This is a genomic window from Psychrobacter sp. van23A, from assembly GCF_030845275.1.
Lineage (GTDB): Bacteria > Pseudomonadota > Gammaproteobacteria > Pseudomonadales > Moraxellaceae > Psychrobacter > Psychrobacter faecalis.
Window position 1 is genome coordinate 946,579 of sequence record NZ_CP132595.1, and the last position, 19,098, is coordinate 965,676.

Below are 19,098 nucleotides of genomic sequence, written 5' to 3' on the forward strand. Positions count from 1 at the left end.
TACTAAGGCTAAATAAGGTTTTATCACTAATAAGACTACTACGAAGCGCACCTTTACCCTAGTTTTATTTATTGATATCAATGTCCATGTCATTTAGCACATCTATGGCTGCGCGAAACGCTTCTTGGGTAGCAGGTGCGCCGCAATAAGGCAGGCTATGCATCAGTACTTCTCGGATTTCAGCGACGCTGGCGCCATTATTAATTGCTCCTCGGATGTGTCCCTTGAGCTCATTTGGGCTTTTTTGCGCAATTAAAAAAGCCATGGTAATTAAGGAGCGATATTTGCGCGGTAGTATGGTGTCGTCTTGCCACGTGCTGCCCCAAGCGTGTTCGATAATCCAGTCTTGCAGCGGCTGGGTAAATGGGGTCGCCGAATCGAGCGAGCGTTTGACATGTCGCTCGCCCATCACTTCGGTACGAACTTTTAGACCGTTTTGATAATTGGCATTATCGTCCATCTTATTATCCTTAATATTTATTGGCAAAGTGTGTTTTATCAAGTCGCATATAAAAATTCGCTAACGTAAAACATCTGATAAGTTCTGAGGTTGTCAGAGTATAGCAGGCACACGGTTTTTATTTAACCGCGTCAATCATATTAGTTATGGCACTATTTTTATAATAAATGTCCAATATGGCGTTATTCTGCGCCTTTTCGCGGCTCAGCCATTAACATTTTGAGCGTTTTGAGCTATGATTGCACGGATAATTATTCAATGCAGTACATCGATGTAGGCTGTCATCCTGACTACTCACGTGATGTACTGGTCACCAACCGACGAGGACGACTATTGTGTTAGAAGCTTATCGTAAACATGTCGCAGAACGTGCTGAGCTAGGGACTGTACCACTTCCATTAAATGAGAAGCAGGTAGCAGAATTGGTAGAGCTACTTAAAAACCCACCAGCGGGCGAAGATGCGTTCTTGATGGACTTGTTAGAAAACCGTATTCCTGCCGGTGTTGACCAAGCCGCTTATGTTAAAGCTGCATTTTTAGCTGCTATTGTTAAAGGCGAAGCGACTTCACCACTTATCAGCAAGAAAAAAGCCGTTGAAATTTTAGGCACCATGCAAGGTGGTTACAACGTTCAGCCATTAGTTGCCGCGCTTGATGACGCGGAAGTCGCACAAGAAGCTGCTGATGCGTTAAAGAAAACATTACTCGTATTTGACGCGTTCAATGACGTGACCGAAAAAGCCGAAGCTGGCAATGCTATTGCTAAAGAAGTGGTGCAATCTTGGGCCGACGCGGAGTGGTTCTTAAGCCGTCCTGAAGTACCAGAGAAAACTACTTATACCACCTTTAAAGTCACTGGCGAAACCAACACTGATGACTTGTCACCAGCGCAAGACGCGTGGAGCCGCCCCGACATTCCATTGCATTCATTAGCCATGCACAAAAACTCTCGCGACGGCATCTTTGCTGACGAAGAGGGTGTTGTTGGTCCAATGAAGCAAATCGAAGCGTTAAAAGAAAAAGGTCATCCACTTGCCTATGTTGGTGACGTGGTTGGTACCGGTTCTAGCCGTAAGTCTGCAACCAACTCTGTATTGTGGCTCATGGGCGAAGACATTCCGAACGTACCAAACAAACGTGGTGGTGGTCTAGTATTAGGTAACAATATCGCTCCTATCTTCTTTAACACTATGGAAGATTCTGGCGCCTTACCAATCGAAAAAGTGGCCGTTGATAACCTAAACATGGGCGATGTGTTTGACATCTATCCGTATGAAGGCAAAATCACCAAGCACGACTCTGACGAAGTATTGTCAACCTTTACGCTAAACTCGCCAACCTTGCTTGACGAAGTGCGCGCAGGCGGCCGTATACCACTAATCGTTGGTCGTGGTTTGACCAATCGTGCTCGTGAATATATGGGTCTTGGTCATTCAGACGTATTTGCTAAGCCAGAAGAGCCAGCTGATACCGGTAAAGGCTTTACCCTTGCACAAAAAATGGTTGGTAAAGCGTGTGGTCTAGAAGGCGTACGTCCGGGCATGTACTGTGAGCCAAAAATGACGACGGTCGGCTCGCAAGATACCACAGGTCCGATGACCCGTGATGAGCTAAAAGATTTGGCATGTTTGGGTTTCCAAGCGGATCTTGTGATGCAGTCGTTCTGTCATACCGCAGCTTATCCAAAGCCAGTTGACGTTGAAACTCAGCATACATTGCCTGACTTTATCATGAACCGTGGCGGCGTCAGCTTACGTCCTGGTGATGGTATCATTCACTCGTGGCTTAACCGTATGCTACTTCCAGATACCGTTGGTACTGGTGGTGACTCGCATACGCGTTTCCCAATGGGTATCTCGTTCCCAGCCGGTTCTGGTTTGGTTGCATTCGCAGCAGCAACTGGTGTGATGCCACTTGATATGCCTGAATCTGTTCGTGTCCGCTTCGTTGGCGAACGTCAACCTGGTATCACGCTACGTGACTTGGTCCATGCGATTCCTTATCAAGCCATCAAAGAAGGTTATTTGACCGTTGATAAGAAAGGTAAAATCAACGAGTTTAACGGTCGTATTTTAGAGATCGAAGGTCTAGAAGACTTGACCGCTGAGCAAGCGTTTGAATTGTCTGATGCGTCAGCTGAGCGTAGTGCTGCTGGTTGTACCATTACTTTGTCTGAAGAATCAGTGACTGAGTACCTAAACTCGAACATCACCTTGCTTAAATGGATGATTTCAGAAGGCTATGGCGATGCGCGTACCATCAGCCGCCGCGTTGAGCAAATGCAAGAATGGCTAGCGAACCCAAGCCTCATGCGTGCTGACGAAGATGCAGAATATGCTATCGATATGACTATCGATATGAGCGAGATCAAAGAGCCAATTCTTTGCTGCCCGAACGATCCAGACGATGCTAAAACATTGGCTGACGTCGCTGGTGATACCATTGATGAAGTATTCATTGGGTCATGTATGACCAACATTGGTCACTTCCGTGCTGCGGGTAAACTGCTACAAGACGTACCAGCGGGAAGCCTCAAAACTCGTCTATGGATTGCGCCACCGACTAAGATGGATGCGCGTCAGTTGATGGAAGAAGGTTATTACAACATCTACGCTCAAGCCGGCGCTCGTACTGAAATGCCAGGTTGTTCACTATGTATGGGTAACCAAGCACGTATCGCACCGAAATCTACGGCCGTTTCAACGTCTACCCGTAACTTCCCGAACCGTCTTGGTCAAGGCGCGAACGTTTATCTCGCGTCTGCAGAGCTTGCAGCGGTAGCAGCGGTACTTGGTAAATTGCCAACCAACGACGAATACCAGCAGTATGCTGGCATGCTAAACAGCATGGGCGATGAAGTTTATAAATACATGAACTTTGATCGTATGGAAGACTATACTGAAGAAGCGGATAAAATTAACGTTGCTCAGTTGACCTAGTTTTTCATTCGAAAGCTTCTTAATTTTTTGAAAACAAACCCCGTATCGTGATGATACGGGGTTTTTTACATGTTTGAAAAATATGAATAATGGTTTGCAAACTTTTATTGAGTGCTTATAATCAAAGTCGTTGATTAAATGTTTTAGTTGGCGACTCTACCGTTAAAGGTGAGTGATAATAAATCCTATGGAAAATAAAAATATGCTTGATAAAGTAACGCCGCCACCTTTACCAAATTCTGGGATGGTTAATAATCATAGTGCTGAGGCAAACTATGGCATTATGGACTGGTTTAAAAAAGGTCTAAGGAATTATGCCAATTTCTCTGGACGTGCTCGGCGTAAAGAGTATTGGTATTTCGTATTGGTGCAAATGGGATTGGTCATCATAGCGATGATTTTAGATACGATTATCTTCAATTCAGAAATAGGGTTATTTTATATTGTTGTAGCGCTTGGTTTGTTCTTGCCGGGCTTAGCAGTGACTATTCGCAGATTGCATGATACTAGCCGTTCAGGATGGTGGTTTTTGATATCTATTTTGCCATTGATAGGCTCTATTATCTTACTGGTATTTTTAGCGAGCGATACCAAGCTCGAAATCAATCAATGGGGTCCACCAGCAAAATAAGCTGCGACTGGTTTCTCTCATTATCTTATGTATAATATAGGGGCAGGCGGAAACCGTGGCTCTGCACTCTTTTCTCATTTCTATCTCGGGACGGACCGATACTTTACTAAGCAACTTTTTGTTTATACTTAAGTGCTAAGTGCTTTGGAGTCTTGGTTGATTACTTTACCCCCACTCAAACGTCGTATTGTCTATGTGACCATCTTTGAAATTATCGCTATTATTGCTTCTACCTTTGTGCTCATGAAACTTAGCGGCAGCGATGCGGCAGAGTCGTTACCCGTTGCGGTGATGGTGTCATTAGCCGCTGTGATTTGGAACTTTTTATACAATACGGCTTTCGAAGCGTGGGAACGGCGCAAGCAGGTTAAAAAGCGTACCTTATTAATCCGCAGCGCTCATGCGATAGGGTTTGAAGGTGGCTTGGTATTGATTTGCCTGCCACTTTATATGATTTGGTATGACGTTGGTTTAATCAAAGCATTTATGATGGAGGCGGCGTTACTGCTATTTTTCTTGGTTTATACCTTTGTATTTACCTTAGGTTTTGACAAGATATTCACCTTACCACATTACGATAAGAGTGCTTCTGCTTCTTCATAAATACAGAAATTAATCTTATTAAATGATCAACAGAAAGACTGCTATTAAATTAGGCAGTCTTTTTGTTGATAGTACAGAAGGTAGCGTTAGAAGCTTTTATTTACCTTGATAAACGGGCTTACGTTTTTCCATAAAGGCGGTGATGCCTTCGGCAAAGTCAGCGGTTTTTGCCATCATGGTTTGTTGGTCAACTTCCATATCGAGCGCTTCATTTAAACCTGAAAAAGCATGTACGTTAATCATATGCTTCATTGATGCCAAAGCTTTACCGGGTAAATTACTTAGGCGAGTTGCCAATGCCAATACGCTGGCGTCAAGCTCATCTTTGCTTACGACGCTATTGACTAAGTTTAGACGCGCGACATCGTCGCTAGTAAGCTTATCACCCAGCATCACAAGCTCAGTGGTTTTCGCCGCGCCAATCAATTGATTGAGCAAGTAAATACCGCCCGCATCTGGAATCAAGCCGATATTGACAAATGCTTGCACAAATTTAGCATTGTCAGCGGCAATACGGAAATCACAGGTTAATGCCAAGTTCATCCCAGCACCCGCGACGGCACCTTCTAATTTGGCAATAATGGGTTTGTGAATATTCCGTAGCTTTAAGCTTACCTCAGCCACTTCTCTGAGCATAAAATCAAGCTTTGCCACAAGTGCTTCTGATTCCATGCCATTCTCTAACATCTCACCGATATGACCGCCGCTAGAGAAATTATTGTTTGATCCTTGCAACACGATCACGCGTACGTCGGCATCTTGATCAGCCTTATCAAGCGCATCCATAATCGCGCCTTTTAATGGTGTGCTAAAGGCATTTAGCGTCTTAGGGTCATTCATGGTAATGGTGGCAATATGATTTTCGCTGTGATATTCGACCAAAGGTTGTGACATGGTTGGTTTCCTTAGTAAGAAGTTCTAGATAAGCATTGCGGATAACAATGAAGGTTATAATGGACAAAGTTGTAACAAGTCATGCAAGCTGATTACTATAGCAGCTTGTTATGATTATAAAAGCGGGTTTTGTGGGCGCTAAAGGCACGGACAAAAATGTTTGAGTTTTCCTTATTTTGTCTTATATTTGATTTAATAAATATATATTATCTGCCGTGCAAAAATAACGCTATGAAGTATCCGCTTGGTGCATTATGCTAAATGGCAGTAATGTTAAGGATTTCGTTAACCAAACAAGCAATCAACAAGCAACAAACAAGGAGGTAATTATGCCAATGATAAATGTGAATAACGTTGATATTTATTATGAAGACAGCGCGCCGGAGGATAAGCAAAAGCCAGTGATGGTCTTTGCGCATGGGCTACTATGGAATACGCGGATGTATGATAAGCAAGTGGAGTACTTTAAATCTGGCTGCCGCTGTATTGCGTTTGATTTTCGTGGGCAAGGTCAGTCGGAGATTACCAAATCAGGCTATGATATGGAGACGCTGACCGAGGATACGCTAGCATTGTTGGATGCGCTAGATATTGATAAATGCCATTTTTTAGGGTTATCGATGGGTGGTTTTGTCGCTCAGCGTATCGCGCTAAAACGTCCGGAGTTAGTGTTATCGCTGACCTTACTTGAAACGTCAGCAGACCCTGAAGACCCAAAAAACGTCCCGCAGTATCGCAAATTGATGAAGGCTATCCGCTGGCTGGGTATGAAGCGAGTCAGTCAAAAAGTCATGCCTATTATGTTTGGCAGTAGCTTTTTGAACGATAAGTCGCGTAAGGCTGATCGCAGAGCGTGGCTCACGATGTTACAAGGCAATCGTAAGGGCGGGGTCGTTAAGGCGACCACAGGTGTCATTGAGCGCTCGGGCACTTACGATCAGCTAGGCGAGATTAGCACGCCGACATTGATTATCGTTGGTGATGAAGATGTGGCAACGCCTTATTCAAAAGCGGAGCGCATGCATTTTGCCATTAAAGGCTCAAAGCTTGCGGTTATTAAAGGCGCTGGACATACAGCGACGGTAGAAGAGCCTGAGCAGGTTAATAAAGTGATTAATACCTTTTTAGCCCACTGTGTCTAACTTTGAGCGAGACTGGAACCAGTTTTGAATCAGACATAGCAATTAATAAAGTATTTATACGAAAAAAAGCCGTTAACTTAAATAGGATAACGGCTTTTTTATTGAAACCATTTAGCAGATTAACGTTAAAGCGGCAGTTTTAAAAAATACTATAAAGCAGTCAGGCTAACGTCTTTATTTATAAGCGGGTCGTATAGTCGCTATTAATATCATCAAGGGTGCCAAAGACCTCAGCGCGATTGACGATTTCGGTGGCCCATGCACGGTGCGTGGCAGGCTCAAGCATGGTATCGTTATATTTAAAGACCGCCTTTGCCTCGCTATGCAAGATTGCCTGCGCTTCATCCAAGGTGCTCAGCGGCACGCAATACGCCTGCTGTACCAACGCAATCTGGCTTGGGTGAATGACCGTTTTGCCGACCAGTCCTAAGTTCACATCACGCATCAGCTCTTTCATAAACAGCGTTGGCTGCTCTAAGTATTCAAATACTGGCGCGGTAAGATAAAAACCATGCGGTACAAAGCAGCCAAGCAGCTGATAGGCGAGCGTACCAATCGGGGTATCATAAACGATGCTATTTTTAGGACGGCGTAAACGCAGTGCGGCAAATAAGTCGTTACCACCGATACGCAGGGCAAAAACGGGTTGACTGAAGGCTTCTTTAAAGCCAATCGCCAATTCTTGATTGTGATGCGGGTTAAAGAGCGCTGCTGTCTCAAGCGTCGGCATCAATAGCTGCTCAGTGCTTAAATTCTGAGACGCCATACGCCAATTAGACAAACTATACATATCGACTTTTGGCATGACAAAACCGTCGACCAAATCAATATGCGCAAAATCTGCCAGCTGCTCTAGCATCGCCGGATGACGCGGACGAATAAAGACTAGTGGTCTGGTTGGTTGATTGGTGTGCGCTTTTGATTGAATGCCATTTTTTTTTGTTGGGTCATTAATGCTATCGACATGCGCCGCCCACGTATGTAGCAGCGTTTGTAGACGTATGAGCGCCAACTCAACATCGCTATGGCTGACCGCATCTTCTAAGCAGATAATAATACTGTTAATCGTCGGCAATTTGTCGCGTGTAATGACTTGCCAAATATCTTGCCGCGTTGCAGGCATATAAAGGCTAGCACCCAATTGATACGGATGATGGGTAAGCGGTTTGAGCATCGCATGACGCTCGGTAATTAGGTGGGCATAAGACTGATTGTTGTTATAAAGGTTGGACTCGTTGTGCGGTATATCGGACATAGTTGGCATCGTAAATAGTGATAAATGAATGGTTATAGCAAAAAATCATAGCGTAAGGACGTATGATAAAAACAGCGCTGCTGATGCAGGATTGATGCATTTCTTTCGCAATACATCAATACATTAATAAATCATGGACGGTTTGTTGACCGCTGCTTGATCAGCGTAATCGCTTGATAGGGGAGTATTTTAGCACCTAATACCGTGATATTGATATCGCGCTCGCTACATAAATGGCGCAATAATACGGTATCTGGGTGATCGGCGGTGGCCAGCAAGATGCGCTCAGGATCACGGCGTAATATCGCCCGTGTCGCCTCTGCAATGGTCGGCTTAATACGATTACGATTGTCAATGTCATAATCAATTGCCAACGTATCAATTAAATCCGCAGTCTGATAGCGTGGTTGCTTGAACGTTTGCAAGTATTGTGGAGACGTAGACAATGCAAGCCGCGTGCTATCAATATGATCAACAAAGGCTAGGCTATGGTCTACCGCAACCAAGTTATCATAAAAAACGCTACGATGTAGCCCCGATTGCGGCTCGGTATATAAACTGCGTGATATCAGCCCAGATACGGTACTGTTCAATAACCCCGATGGAATCAGCCAATCTTCCTCGCTTGCCGCTAACCAAGCAACGCTTGCGGGGTCAGCAAGGGTTAATAGAGGAATAACATTCTCACCCTGATGGAAAATATTGGCAAAATTTGGATGATTAGGGTTGCTAAAGATATCTAAGCTACGAGATAGCTCTTGATAAATCGCTCCTTTGCCCGTCCAGCCGTCGACAAATACGATGGCACTGTTTGGATGAGCATCCAATATCATCTGCAGCGCGACTGGATCAAGGCCGCGATCGCGAATGATACTGATACCATAATGCACACTTGGCAACGCATAGCTGCTATCAGCTACTAATGCACGCTGCAACAATACGCCAATGGGTAAACCTGCGCGTACCAAGCTGACTAATATTAATGGACGTTCAGTACTTACCGTTTGCCAAAAAATATGATGTAGCGTATAAGCCAAGTTAGCAATATCAGTTGCGGTTCTCGTGGTACCTTGCGCTAATGCCTGCTGATACAATTGCTCATGCATGGCAGTCGGCGTATGCTCTAGTGTCAACATATCAGAATAATGGCGCTGTCCACTTTGGATGAGCGCTTCTTTCTGGCTCACAGGTACATCGGCAACGGCGTCTTTATCAACGATATCAAGCAGCACAGTCACATCGCTGGCAAGATAGCTGCCTGAGCCATATTCCTGCATTTTTCGCATATTAGGGTTCGTTATAGGATGGGTCATAAGATGGTTTCTACTTAAAAAAATGAGTTCTACTACTACTACTATTGTTATTATTTAAAAACTATTACGAGCTAAAGCGCGCATGTAGCTGACCATGATTGGGCATGCCATACCAGTCAAGTAGTTGCAAAAATGGCAAATCGGCCAAGCTATCACCAAAACCAAAACTTGGACGCTGATGGTCTAAATGCTGGACTAATAAAAACTGTACCGCATGACGTTTATGAACCGCGTGCGGCAATATCGCCAGATTATTCGCATTCACATGCACATAAAAATCTTGCTCAAAGTCACGTATTAACGTTGGCAACTTTTTAGCGAGCTCTACTAACGCTTGATGGTCCTTTTGCGCATGCTTAATAGCCAGGTAAATAGTCAATTTTTCATTAGCAGAACCATTATTAAAGTGATCGATATGTGGTGTAAATAACAGCTGGCTATTGTCATTTTTACTGTGATTGGCAAATAATTGGCTAAGCTGCTGCAATTTATCCTGTAGTGGTGCAAGCTGACTATGCATACGCTGTTGCCACTGAGCTTGTAGCGTGCCGTCTCTAGCAAGAATAATCGCACCGTGGGTTAAGACTTGCCAACTGTCAAAAGGCAGCTTAACGCGTTTAATTTCACTGCGATCGCGTGCAGTGACCACTATCAGCTCAGTACTAGTAAGCAGCCAATTAAAGAATGCGGCTTGACGCTGACTCATAAAGCTTAGTGGCTTGCCTTGCTTGTTAATAGTCGCGCAAACTAAGTTTTTGGCTTCAGCAGTAGGTAAATCCCACGCATCGATTTTACGTTGGGTTTGAAAAAGTGTATCGTCCAAATCCATCAGCGCGTAGGGTTTGATAATATCGGGATTGGCTTGAAAAAATGGGCTAGTCATAGTATTTGCCATAAAAGCGTGCGTAAATGTGAAAAGTAAAGTAGGGTTTAAAGGATAGTTTTAATAGGACAGCCTTTGTAAGCTAGCTTTTATAAAATAGCTTAAAGTGTCGGACTCACCACCAGCACATTATCCAAATCTTTCCATATATCATCGACGCTATCCGCCGATGTTTCCACGCACAAGACAATCAAGTCCCAATCGCTAGGCTCAACATTATAAGCAAAGTTCGTCATACCAAGCCCATAGTTATCGCTAAAACTGAGCATCGTGGTAATCGCGCCACCAAGGGCAATCGGTGAGCGGGTTAAGGCGCTAAACTTAACCGTAGCGTTTTGAGCTTGTGTCTCAAGCCATTCCGCTAATAAAAACGGCAACCAAACAAACTCATTACTGCCCAATACTAAAATCCGCTTGGGCAACTGCTTTTTATCAAGTTGTCGTTTCTCAAGCTGTTCTTTCTCAAATTGGGCTTGCTGATTAAAAACGTTAAAAGCAGTTTGAAACTGCAAAAGGTAATTATCAAAACCATCGGTACTATCTAGCGTTGGAAAGCGTCCCCAATTGCCAGTTTCACCTAGCGTATGGTTGCCAGCCTCAGTGGTATCGACAGACGGCATGGTAATCGGCTCAGGATTGGGCGCATCGGTCCATTGCCATGCACCAGATAACAAGTGATGACGATGAAAGTCAATATTTGGCAATCGAATGGCAATCGTGTCTTCGGCAGAATCAGATTGGTTCTGACTTAAGGACCAATCTACCAATGTCGTTAGATGCACTTGTTCTAATTCGGTCAGTCCTGCGTTACGAAGGGCGGTGACGACATTGACGCAAGTATTGCCCGTTGACGCTTCATCATCAACCATAATCAAGGTTTTGCTCGCTAGTAGCTGCGCTTGCGTTACTTTATCTGCACTTTGATAAATCAGATGCTGGCTGGCGTGACTGTGGTCTTCGCTAAACGTGGTCAATAAAGAGTGGCTGCTTTTGTCATGATTGCCATCATGTTGCGCATGACGCGTAGAATTTAACAGTAGCGCATTGGGGTAACGCGTTTGTAGCGCTTGATGTACGCCCGCAGATAAGCCAACGGCAGTTTCGGCCATACCAATAACCAAAATGGGTTCAGGCAAATCATCTGGTACTAGGTTTGCCAAATCAGTAAAAGCATGACGCATGGTGCTAGGCGTGACTGGAATATGGCGACCTAAGACTTTTGAGACAAACAAAAATGCGCGTTTAGGGTTAATGCGCTGCGCAAATCCAAGCAAGTCTTCTAGCTCGTAGTTTTTACTGTCACCGCTAAAATTGGTTTGATAAGTTAAATCAAGAGTGCCGCGTGGTAGGGTGATGGTCGTACTGTGTTGCTTATTTGGCATTTATTTTCCTTCGGTCTTGCAATTTGTTAATCGTTATTTTTACTTACTCAGTAGCATCTTCTTCAATCTTTACGCTAACCATAATTGAGCGTACTTGGCAGGGAATGATTTGCTGTGCAATATCCACAAGCTTCGGTTTATCGGTTAAACCAAGCCAATAGCCAAACCCAACTTGGGTTAAATCGAGCCCGCTATGGGTGGTGTAACCGATACCCCCAGAGGGGCGACTATTAATCTCAAGTACGCGGTGCTGCCTGTCATCGTCGGCCTTGGTTTGTACGCTGACGATACCATCACAGCCAAACGCTTTAATCAGTGGAGTAACCACATCCATGACCGCTTGCTCGTAGCCGATATGCTGGATTTTACCCGTTTTATAGCGGGTAACAGCTGCCAATACTTCGCCGTATTCACAGACGACATCGATAGAGTATTCTTGCCCTGACAAATAAGGCATCAGCAACATAGGAATTGGGCGCTCGTGCACCATTAGGCTGTTGGCATAAGCATTGATAAACTGCGTGGTATTGATTTTTTTCTCTTCGGTAAAGTACAAATGTTCAAAGCTATCGTATCGTGCGTCAGCTTCCTTGTCGGTATCAAGTCGCCAAAACCCTTGAGCGAAAATACCAGTGACCGGTTTGACGCATAAAGGCTGATGACCGTGCCTAGCAAGGAGTGATTCAAGCTCTGCGACATTATCAAAGCGCCACGCTTCGGCGACGGGAATATCATGCTCATGACACTGCTGCATAAAGGCAAACTTATCATCTATCGCTTCTAACGCCGCCACACTTGTCGCGCCAGTCAATAAACGAATACCCGCCGCGTCAAATGCTTCCCGCTGCGCTTCATAATCAATGCCATTGCGCCCCGTGAGTAGCACTTTAACGTTATTATTTTTGGCTTGCTCTAAGACAAACTGCCAACGCGGCATTACTGGCTCAGCAGACTCAAGCTCTGCTTGCTCATCGCTATCTGTGGCACTTGCAGACGGCTCAATATATACGCTATCGGCAAATTCAAAAATCTCAGGTCTATTATGACGGTGTGAAGCAATAATGTTAAATGGCGTCTCAGATTGGGCTTTTAATGCTTGTAGGCTGGCGAGCATATCACGCTGGCTTGACTGACCTTCCGCTAACCAAACGGCAGATGGCGTAGTAGACGTTGTGTGAGGGCTTTGGTTAGCAGGGGATTTCATAATTCTCTCAGCGTTATTAAAATTTATAGAGTGCAACAACTAGAATTGAGTCTTGAAGAGGGTCAGTCGTTCAGCGCGTTATCATATTACCTAAAATAGAGGCTATTATATACAAATGCTAAGCGTTATAAATGCTGCTAACAAAATAGCATTAAGGATTTGTAAAAATGTTTTTGCCGGCTGGTTAACGCTTTGTTGAACGGGCGTGCGCTGTAAAAATCAGCTGTTATACATGCTACTATAGTGCGATAGTCAACAGCATCCATATCAACAAATAATAAATAACCTAAAGGATAAATGATGAGTCAACCTCAACAACTGATTGCTGGTGCCAATGCGCCGCTGCCAACCGATAACATTAGCATCCGTATTTTAAGCCAAAGCGCCATCGATTGCGCCGCTTATCGCCTGATGACTGACGGTAAAGTACGCGGCGATGGCGACATGATATTTTATGGGCAGACGCGTAGCGATGATGGCAGTGTAAGCTTCCGTGGACATGATAGCGATGGATTTTTTGATATTAATTTACCTGCGCAGCCAGCGAGTATCGACAAGATAGCCCTTGCGTTTTCTAGTGCGCAAACACTGGCGCAAGTCGGCGATGTGGATGTTCAAGTCTTGCAAGGCAGCCAAGTGCTGATGACTTGTCAGTTAAGTGCTGCTGGACGTAATGAAAAAGCCATTATCCTTGCAGAATGCTACCGTCGCCAAGGTAGCTGGAAGTTCCGTTTTATCGCCCAAGGTTTTGAAGGTGGTCTAAAGCCCTTATCTGAACATTTCGGTGTAGAGATTGCTGATGAAGCGCCAGCTCAAGCTCAACCAATCAATACGCAGAAGCCAATCAACACGCAAAAAGCGGGTAGTGCGCCGCAAACAACTACGCCGCCGCCAATTCCTAGCGCTGCTCAAAATCCGTCAATCAATCTCAGTAAAATCACCTTAACCAAGAACCAAACTAGCATCAATCTAAAGAAACGCGATGATTTTGGTAAAATCTCTGTCAACCTCAACTGGAATCAACGTCCAGATAATAGTACACGAGCGCCTAAAAAAGGCTTGCTTGGTGATCTGTTCAAACAGCATAAAGCTAGTGGTATTGACCTTGATGTCGGAGCGATGATTCATCTGAAAAATGGTGAAAAAACGCTGATTCAGGCCTTGGGCAATCGCTTTGGTAATTTACAATCAGCGCCTTATGTGTTGCTCCGTGCCGATGATAGAACCGGACAAGTCAGTGGCGGTGAGTGGCTCGATATCAACGGGCAACAGTGGTCGCAGATTGAAGAAGTCTTTATCTTTGCTTTTATTTACGAAGGCGTACCAAATTGGGCGCAAACCGATGGCGTTGTGACCATTCATGTGCCAGATCAGCCGCCGATTGAAACTCGTTTGACAGAAGGCACAGGTAACTTGCCCATGTGTGCGATTGCGCGTCTGGTCAATCAAAATGGCAGTATTAATGTTGAGCGGATCAATCAATACTTTAAAGGTCATCAAGAAATGGACAAAGCCTTTAATTGGGGCTTCAGCTGGAAGCGTGGTAGTAAATAAGGCTTTTTGATAATAAAGTATAATTTAAAAAAACAGCCCGTCTATTTATATAGACGGGCTGATTGCTTATAGATTACTAAAACTCTTAATTAAGATTGCTTAACCTATTTACGCATGCGGCGTGATAGCAGGCATCAAGTCATGGAAAGTACGACCAGAAGCAGTTTCGCCAATGGCATGCATTTTCCACTCGTTATTATGACGATAGACTTTTGCCATAATCATTGCGGTGTGTCCACCTTGCGCTGATAAATTGTAGCGGGCAACTTCCTGATTGTTATTGGCATTGACGATACGGCAAAAAGCGTTTTCTACCGTTTCAAAGGTCTGACCAGTAAAGCTATTAACGGTAAATACTAACGATACTACGTTCGCTGGCACTTTTGATAAATCAACGTTAATGACTTCGTCGTCGCCGTCGCCGTCACCTGTGCGGTTGTCGCCAGTATGGACGATGCTGCCATCTTTTGATTTTAGCTGACTGAACCAAATCGCATCGACCGCTTGTTTATTGGCATCAAACATAATGCATGAAGCGTCTAAATCGATCGAGTCGCCGCCCGTACCGCCGCCAAATAACTTGCCTAAGAAGCCGCCTTTTTTCTCTTGTGGTCCTTGAAAGACGTCCCAGCCTAAACCCAATTTTACTTGCGTAAGCTCACCGCCAGCTTCTTTGCTGAGGGAGATTTTTTGACCCTTTTGTAAACTAACTGCCATGGTAAAATCCTTATAATAATTGTGAGGGGATTAATGAATTTTTAGTGCTTAATTTCTACGCTGTTTTAGTGCTTCATTTCTGCACTGCTTTAGAGCTTCAATCTTGGCGATGACTTTAATGATAGAATGCAACTTCAATTATAAAATATTATCTAAAAAACCACCGCTGCCACCGCGACCGCCTGAGCTCGTACCTAAGATGCTTTGTAACCAGCCTTGATAGCTGTCACGATTACGTGAGCAGATGATAACTTTGCCCGTTCCTGAGAAGTTTAAAACCATGCCTTCACCACTGGTGACCGAATTGATAATATTGCTCATGATGCCTTTTTTCTTACTGGTCGAGACTGACAGCTTATAATCAAGGTTTGAATCCCAACAGACCACATGGCCATTATCAATGATGACGTCTTTATCAGGCGTCACATCAATCTCAAATAGCGAACCAAAACCAGAAACGACAACTTGACCTTTACCTTGGGTTTGCATCACCATAAAGCCGCCGGTATCACCAAAGACCGCACCGCCGAGGTTACGCTGGATATTGGCTCTGATGTCGATGCCCGTTTGTGCGGCAACGAACGCGCCATCGCTCAAGGTGTATTGCTGCGCACCGCAATCGATGATTTGCATATCGCCATCAAGCGTCGGGGCTAGCAGACAATCACCTTCACCATTGACCGCTTCAATCTGCTGTTGAAATAAGGATTCATCGTTGGCAAAGCGGCGCATCAGTGATTGCATAAGACCGCCCTGTAGCTTACCTTTAAGCTCAAGGTTCGACTCCATCATCACCATGGCATTGGCTTCACAATAAATCGAATCGCCTTTTTTTAAGTTACAATGCAAAAAAGGTTCAATGGTGCCGATTAAGCTAAACGTCGCTGCCATGGGGTGTAAATCCTTATTCTAATATCTTGAATGTTTTTTTATAAAAAATGAGCATCTGTAATTTAAGCCTACCAATTACATTTAAAGCCATCAAATGCTATGAATAGACACACTTGATGGCTTATTGATTATCGCAATTAAATAGTCGATTGCGATAGTAGTCTTACAAATATCTTATAGAGCGTTAAACGTTGACGCCATAAGAAGAGGCTAATGGGCCTAGACCACCACTAAAGCCTTGACCAACAGCGCGGAATTTCCAGTCGCCGTTATGACGGTATAACTCACCAAAAATCATCGCTGTCTCAGTGCTACCATCTTCTGATAGGTCATAACGGGCGATTTCGGCTTGACCATTATCATTGACTACACGGATATAAGCGTCGCCAACTTGGCCAAAGTTTTGGTTACGCGCTTGACCTTCATAAATGATGGCGCAGATAGCGACTTTACTCACATCTGCTGGAATACTAGCAAGATTGATTTTGATTTTTTCATCATCACCGTCGCCTTCGCCCGTACGGTTGTCACCTGTGTGCTCAACCGCGCCATTGTCCGACTTTAGATTGTTAAAGAAAATAAAATCTTGGTCATTACGCACTTTGCCTGCTTCGTTTACTAAAAAGGCAATGGCGTCTAAGTCAAATTCTTGACCATCAGTAGCGCGTGGATCCCAGCCAAGACCAACGGTAATGTTGGTTAAGCCTGGGGCTTCTTTTGATAAGTTTACGTTGCCGCCTTTTGTTAAGCTAATAGCCATATAAATATCCTTTGGATTAATAATTAAGTGGATTTGATTTTATAAAATAAAAATAGGGCAGTCATGCTATTTACGCGTAAGTATTTCAGCGCAAAAGGTCAGTAAATCGACCTGTACGCCATAACCTGCCTATCATTACGTTTTACTATACTAAGCGTTTGCTTACTAAGCAAGGTGTATTTTGTGTGCCTATCTGACAGTTATATTTTTGCTTATATAAGAGGATGTTACGAGCATGTCTGACCTATTTTAGCTATTTATCTTATTATCATTTATAATAGCGCGCTCAGGTTCCCTCCACCCTGACTCAAAAAAAGGCCTCCTTTATGAATACCTGTATCATTTCGACCAATCCCGCTTCATCCATTCGTTATAGCCGTGCGTTGTTCTGGCTTGTCAGCCTGCATATCTTTATCATCGCCATTAGTAATTATTTAGTGCAAATACCGGTCGGGCTATTTGGCTTTATTACGACATGGGGGGCGGTCACTTTTCCTTTTATATTTTTGATTACAGATTTGACCGTACGTATCTTTGGTCAACATCTCGCTAGACGCATTATTTTCTTTGCCATGCTGCCAGCGCTCGCCATTTCTTACTATTTTTCGGTCGTATTTGCTGATGGACAGTTCGTCGGTCATGAACATCTGCTCGATTTTAATTTATTTGTCTTTCGCATTGTCCTCGCCAGCTTTAGTGCTTACGTCATTGGACAGCTGTTAGATATTAAAGTTTTTAATAAGTTACGTCAGCTTAAAACGTGGTGGATTGCGCCTCTAGCATCGACGTTTATTGGTAATCTGGTCGATAGCTTCTGCTTTTTTGCCATCGCTTTTTATAAAAGTCCAGATGCTTTTATGGCAACGCACTGGGTTGAGATTGGCGCGATGGATTATCTGTTTAAGATAGTCATGGGTGTGCTTATCTTTTTACCTTTATATGGCGTGATATTGGCAAAATTGCAAAAGATGCTCGCTGATAAGTAGAGCGAAAATTAATAGCCTAAGCTAATCCCTGCTCGCAATTCTATTCTTCATAGCTCCTATAAAAAAACAGGTCATAACCAATAATGATGATGACCTGTGATTTAACAATCTGAATAAGTCTAAGTATTACGTCGACAATTATTGCGTTATTCAAGCGCTTGGCGTTTACGATAATTGAGTGACGCGACCAACGCCCAACCAATAAAGGCAATACCAATCAGACCAGTGATAATCTCTGGCACATGGAATTTCACCGACAATAGCATGATAATGGCTAAAGCGCCGATGGCATAATGCGCGCCGTGTTCAAGATAGACAAACTCATCAAGCGTGCCTTTATCGACTAAGAAAATAGTCATCGAACGCACGAACATCGCACCGATTGCCAGACCAAGCATAATCACGATAACGTCATTGGTAATCGCAAAGGCGCCAATCACGCCATCGAAACTGAATGAGGCATCGAGGACTTCTAGGTATAAGAAGCCGATAATACCGCCTTTCATAATCGCACTGGTCGCTGCTGCGCCCGAGCCATTTTCTTTGTTTTCTAAATCTTCTTCGAGGTCACCTTCAAGCATACCCGAGACCACTTGTACGCCAAGGTATACCAAGATACCCCAAACGCCAGCGATTAGGACCGCGGCTGACTGCTCAGGGTTGGCAAATGATACCGCAATCATCAACACGATAAGGGCGACAAACACGCTCATGGCATCGACTTTACCCAGTTTGACCAAGCGGCTCTCAAGCCAATCAAACCAATGTACTTCTTTATCATCAAAGATAAAGTTTAAGAACACGAGTAATAAGAAGATACCACCAAAGGCTGAGATTTCAGCATGGTGCGCCAATAGTCTGGCTGAGTATTCTTTAGGATCGTTTAAGGCCAAATCGACCACTTGCATAACCCCAAGGTCAGCCGTCACTGCTACGATAACGATTGGGAATACCAAGCGCATCCCAAAGACAGCAACTAAAATACCAACGGTTAAAAATATCTTTTTCCAAAACTCGTCCCAGCCTTTGAGGACTGAGGCGTTGACCACCGCATTATCGAATGATAATGAGATTTCCATGACGGCCAAAATAGCGGTAATAGATAAGGTGGTTATCATACCGCCTATACCGCCGTGTGAATATCCCCACCATGCCGCGACTGCTAGGGCAATAATGGTGAAGATAAAGTCTAAATAAAAATGTCTCATGACATATCCTGTCTGGTTGCATAAAGCTAAAGTCGGTCTATTATAAACACAAACCACAAAAAAAGTGGTTATTGCTAACCACTTTTTTGCCTAATTTTAAACGAAACTTAAAGCATTACCAGTCTTTTAGCTAGGAATAATTGTGACTATTTTGCAACCATATTTTACTGGCAGAATGGCAAGGGATAGCGCTGCCATATTGCTCTAAGTTTCGGCGGTGTTTATGTCTAGGCATTGTTTTTAGTATGGGCTAAGTTGTTGGCAGAGGTTAATATC

17 protein-coding genes are annotated in these 19,098 nt (G+C 44.0%); 6 read left to right on the forward strand and 11 right to left on the reverse strand.

What is annotated here, in order from left to right; translation table 11 throughout:
- Nucleotides 1–64: 64 nt before the first annotated feature.
- Nucleotides 65–460: a carboxymuconolactone decarboxylase family protein gene (locus RAH45_RS04195; RefSeq protein ID WP_193031204.1), complete on the reverse strand. Its 396-nt coding sequence runs from the start codon at nucleotides 458–460 to the stop codon at nucleotides 65–67.
- Between the two features lie 335 nt (nucleotides 461–795).
- On the opposite strand from RAH45_RS04195, the gene acnB reads away from it, so the two are divergent.
- From acnB to RAH45_RS04210, 3 genes are all read left to right on the forward strand, one after another.
- Nucleotides 796–3,399, forward strand: coding sequence for a bifunctional aconitate hydratase 2/2-methylisocitrate dehydratase (gene acnB, locus RAH45_RS04200; RefSeq protein WP_068406186.1), 2,604 nt, complete (start codon nucleotides 796–798; stop codon nucleotides 3,397–3,399).
- A 187-nt stretch (nucleotides 3,400–3,586) separates the two neighbouring features.
- Nucleotides 3,587–4,030, forward strand: a complete 444-nt coding sequence (locus RAH45_RS04205) for a DUF805 domain-containing protein (protein ID WP_306495569.1) — start codon at nucleotides 3,587–3,589, stop codon at nucleotides 4,028–4,030.
- A gap of 156 nt (nucleotides 4,031–4,186) precedes the next feature.
- Nucleotides 4,187–4,633: a PACE efflux transporter gene (locus RAH45_RS04210; RefSeq protein ID WP_193031206.1), complete on the forward strand. Its 447-nt coding sequence runs from the start codon at nucleotides 4,187–4,189 to the stop codon at nucleotides 4,631–4,633.
- 96 nt (nucleotides 4,634–4,729) lie between these two features.
- On the opposite strand, the gene RAH45_RS04215 is transcribed toward RAH45_RS04210, so the two are convergent.
- Nucleotides 4,730–5,527, reverse strand: coding sequence for an enoyl-CoA hydratase/isomerase family protein (locus tag RAH45_RS04215; protein WP_198327900.1), 798 nt, complete (start codon nucleotides 5,525–5,527; stop codon nucleotides 4,730–4,732).
- 329 nt (nucleotides 5,528–5,856) lie between these two features.
- Here RAH45_RS04215 and RAH45_RS04220 point away from each other — a divergent pair, with 329 nt between their 5' ends.
- A complete protein-coding gene (locus tag RAH45_RS04220) occupies nucleotides 5,857–6,669 on the forward strand; it encodes an alpha/beta fold hydrolase (protein ID WP_198327901.1) in 813 nt (270 codons plus the stop codon).
- 178 nt (nucleotides 6,670–6,847) lie between these two features.
- Here RAH45_RS04220 and RAH45_RS04225 read toward each other — a convergent pair whose 3' ends face one another.
- The 5 genes from RAH45_RS04225 to RAH45_RS04245 form a co-directional block, all read right to left on the reverse strand.
- A complete protein-coding gene (locus tag RAH45_RS04225) occupies nucleotides 6,848–7,924 on the reverse strand; it encodes an HpcH/HpaI aldolase/citrate lyase family protein (RefSeq protein ID WP_198327902.1) in 1,077 nt (358 codons plus the stop codon).
- Nucleotides 7,925–8,055: 131 nt separating this feature from the next.
- Nucleotides 8,056–9,210, reverse strand: a complete 1,155-nt coding sequence (locus RAH45_RS04230) for a cysteine protease StiP domain-containing protein (protein WP_227678217.1) — start codon at nucleotides 9,208–9,210, stop codon at nucleotides 8,056–8,058.
- Nucleotides 9,211–9,301: 91 nt separating this feature from the next.
- Nucleotides 9,302–10,120: an HAD hydrolase family protein gene (locus RAH45_RS04235; protein ID WP_198327904.1), complete on the reverse strand. Its 819-nt coding sequence runs from the start codon at nucleotides 10,118–10,120 to the stop codon at nucleotides 9,302–9,304.
- A 101-nt stretch (nucleotides 10,121–10,221) separates the two neighbouring features.
- Nucleotides 10,222–11,502 (reverse strand): phosphoribosyltransferase domain-containing protein, encoded by a 1,281-nt coding sequence (locus RAH45_RS04240; RefSeq protein ID WP_306495570.1) that lies wholly within the window; start codon nucleotides 11,500–11,502, stop codon nucleotides 10,222–10,224.
- A gap of 43 nt (nucleotides 11,503–11,545) precedes the next feature.
- A complete protein-coding gene (locus RAH45_RS04245) occupies nucleotides 11,546–12,706 on the reverse strand; it encodes an ATP-grasp domain-containing protein (protein WP_198327906.1) in 1,161 nt (386 codons plus the stop codon).
- 300 nt (nucleotides 12,707–13,006) lie between these two features.
- Between RAH45_RS04245 and RAH45_RS04250 the strand changes: the two genes are divergently transcribed.
- Nucleotides 13,007–14,260, forward strand: a complete 1,254-nt coding sequence (locus tag RAH45_RS04250) for a TerD family protein (protein WP_306495571.1) — start codon at nucleotides 13,007–13,009, stop codon at nucleotides 14,258–14,260.
- A 108-nt stretch (nucleotides 14,261–14,368) separates the two neighbouring features.
- Here RAH45_RS04250 and RAH45_RS04255 read toward each other — a convergent pair whose 3' ends face one another.
- From RAH45_RS04255 to RAH45_RS04265, 3 genes are all read right to left on the reverse strand, one after another.
- Nucleotides 14,369–14,977 carry a TerD family protein gene (locus tag RAH45_RS04255; protein ID WP_144297141.1) on the reverse strand — a complete coding sequence of 203 codons (609 nt, stop codon included), beginning with the start codon at nucleotides 14,975–14,977 and terminating at the stop codon, nucleotides 14,369–14,371.
- A 138-nt stretch (nucleotides 14,978–15,115) separates the two neighbouring features.
- Nucleotides 15,116–15,868, reverse strand: coding sequence for a TIGR00266 family protein (locus RAH45_RS04260; RefSeq protein WP_198327908.1), 753 nt, complete (start codon nucleotides 15,866–15,868; stop codon nucleotides 15,116–15,118).
- A gap of 184 nt (nucleotides 15,869–16,052) precedes the next feature.
- Nucleotides 16,053–16,628: a TerD family protein gene (locus RAH45_RS04265; RefSeq protein ID WP_068408073.1), complete on the reverse strand. Its 576-nt coding sequence runs from the start codon at nucleotides 16,626–16,628 to the stop codon at nucleotides 16,053–16,055.
- A gap of 326 nt (nucleotides 16,629–16,954) precedes the next feature.
- Between RAH45_RS04265 and RAH45_RS04270 the strand changes: the two genes are divergently transcribed.
- Nucleotides 16,955–17,614, forward strand: coding sequence for a 7-cyano-7-deazaguanine/7-aminomethyl-7-deazaguanine transporter (locus RAH45_RS04270; protein ID WP_306495572.1), 660 nt, complete (start codon nucleotides 16,955–16,957; stop codon nucleotides 17,612–17,614).
- Nucleotides 17,615–17,760: 146 nt separating this feature from the next.
- Here the strand turns inward: RAH45_RS04270 and RAH45_RS04275 are convergent, their stop codons facing one another.
- Entirely contained in the window at nucleotides 17,761–18,822 is a 1,062-nt protein-coding gene (locus RAH45_RS04275; protein ID WP_306495573.1) for a DUF475 domain-containing protein, read from the reverse strand.
- Nucleotides 18,823–19,098 lie beyond the last annotated feature (276 nt).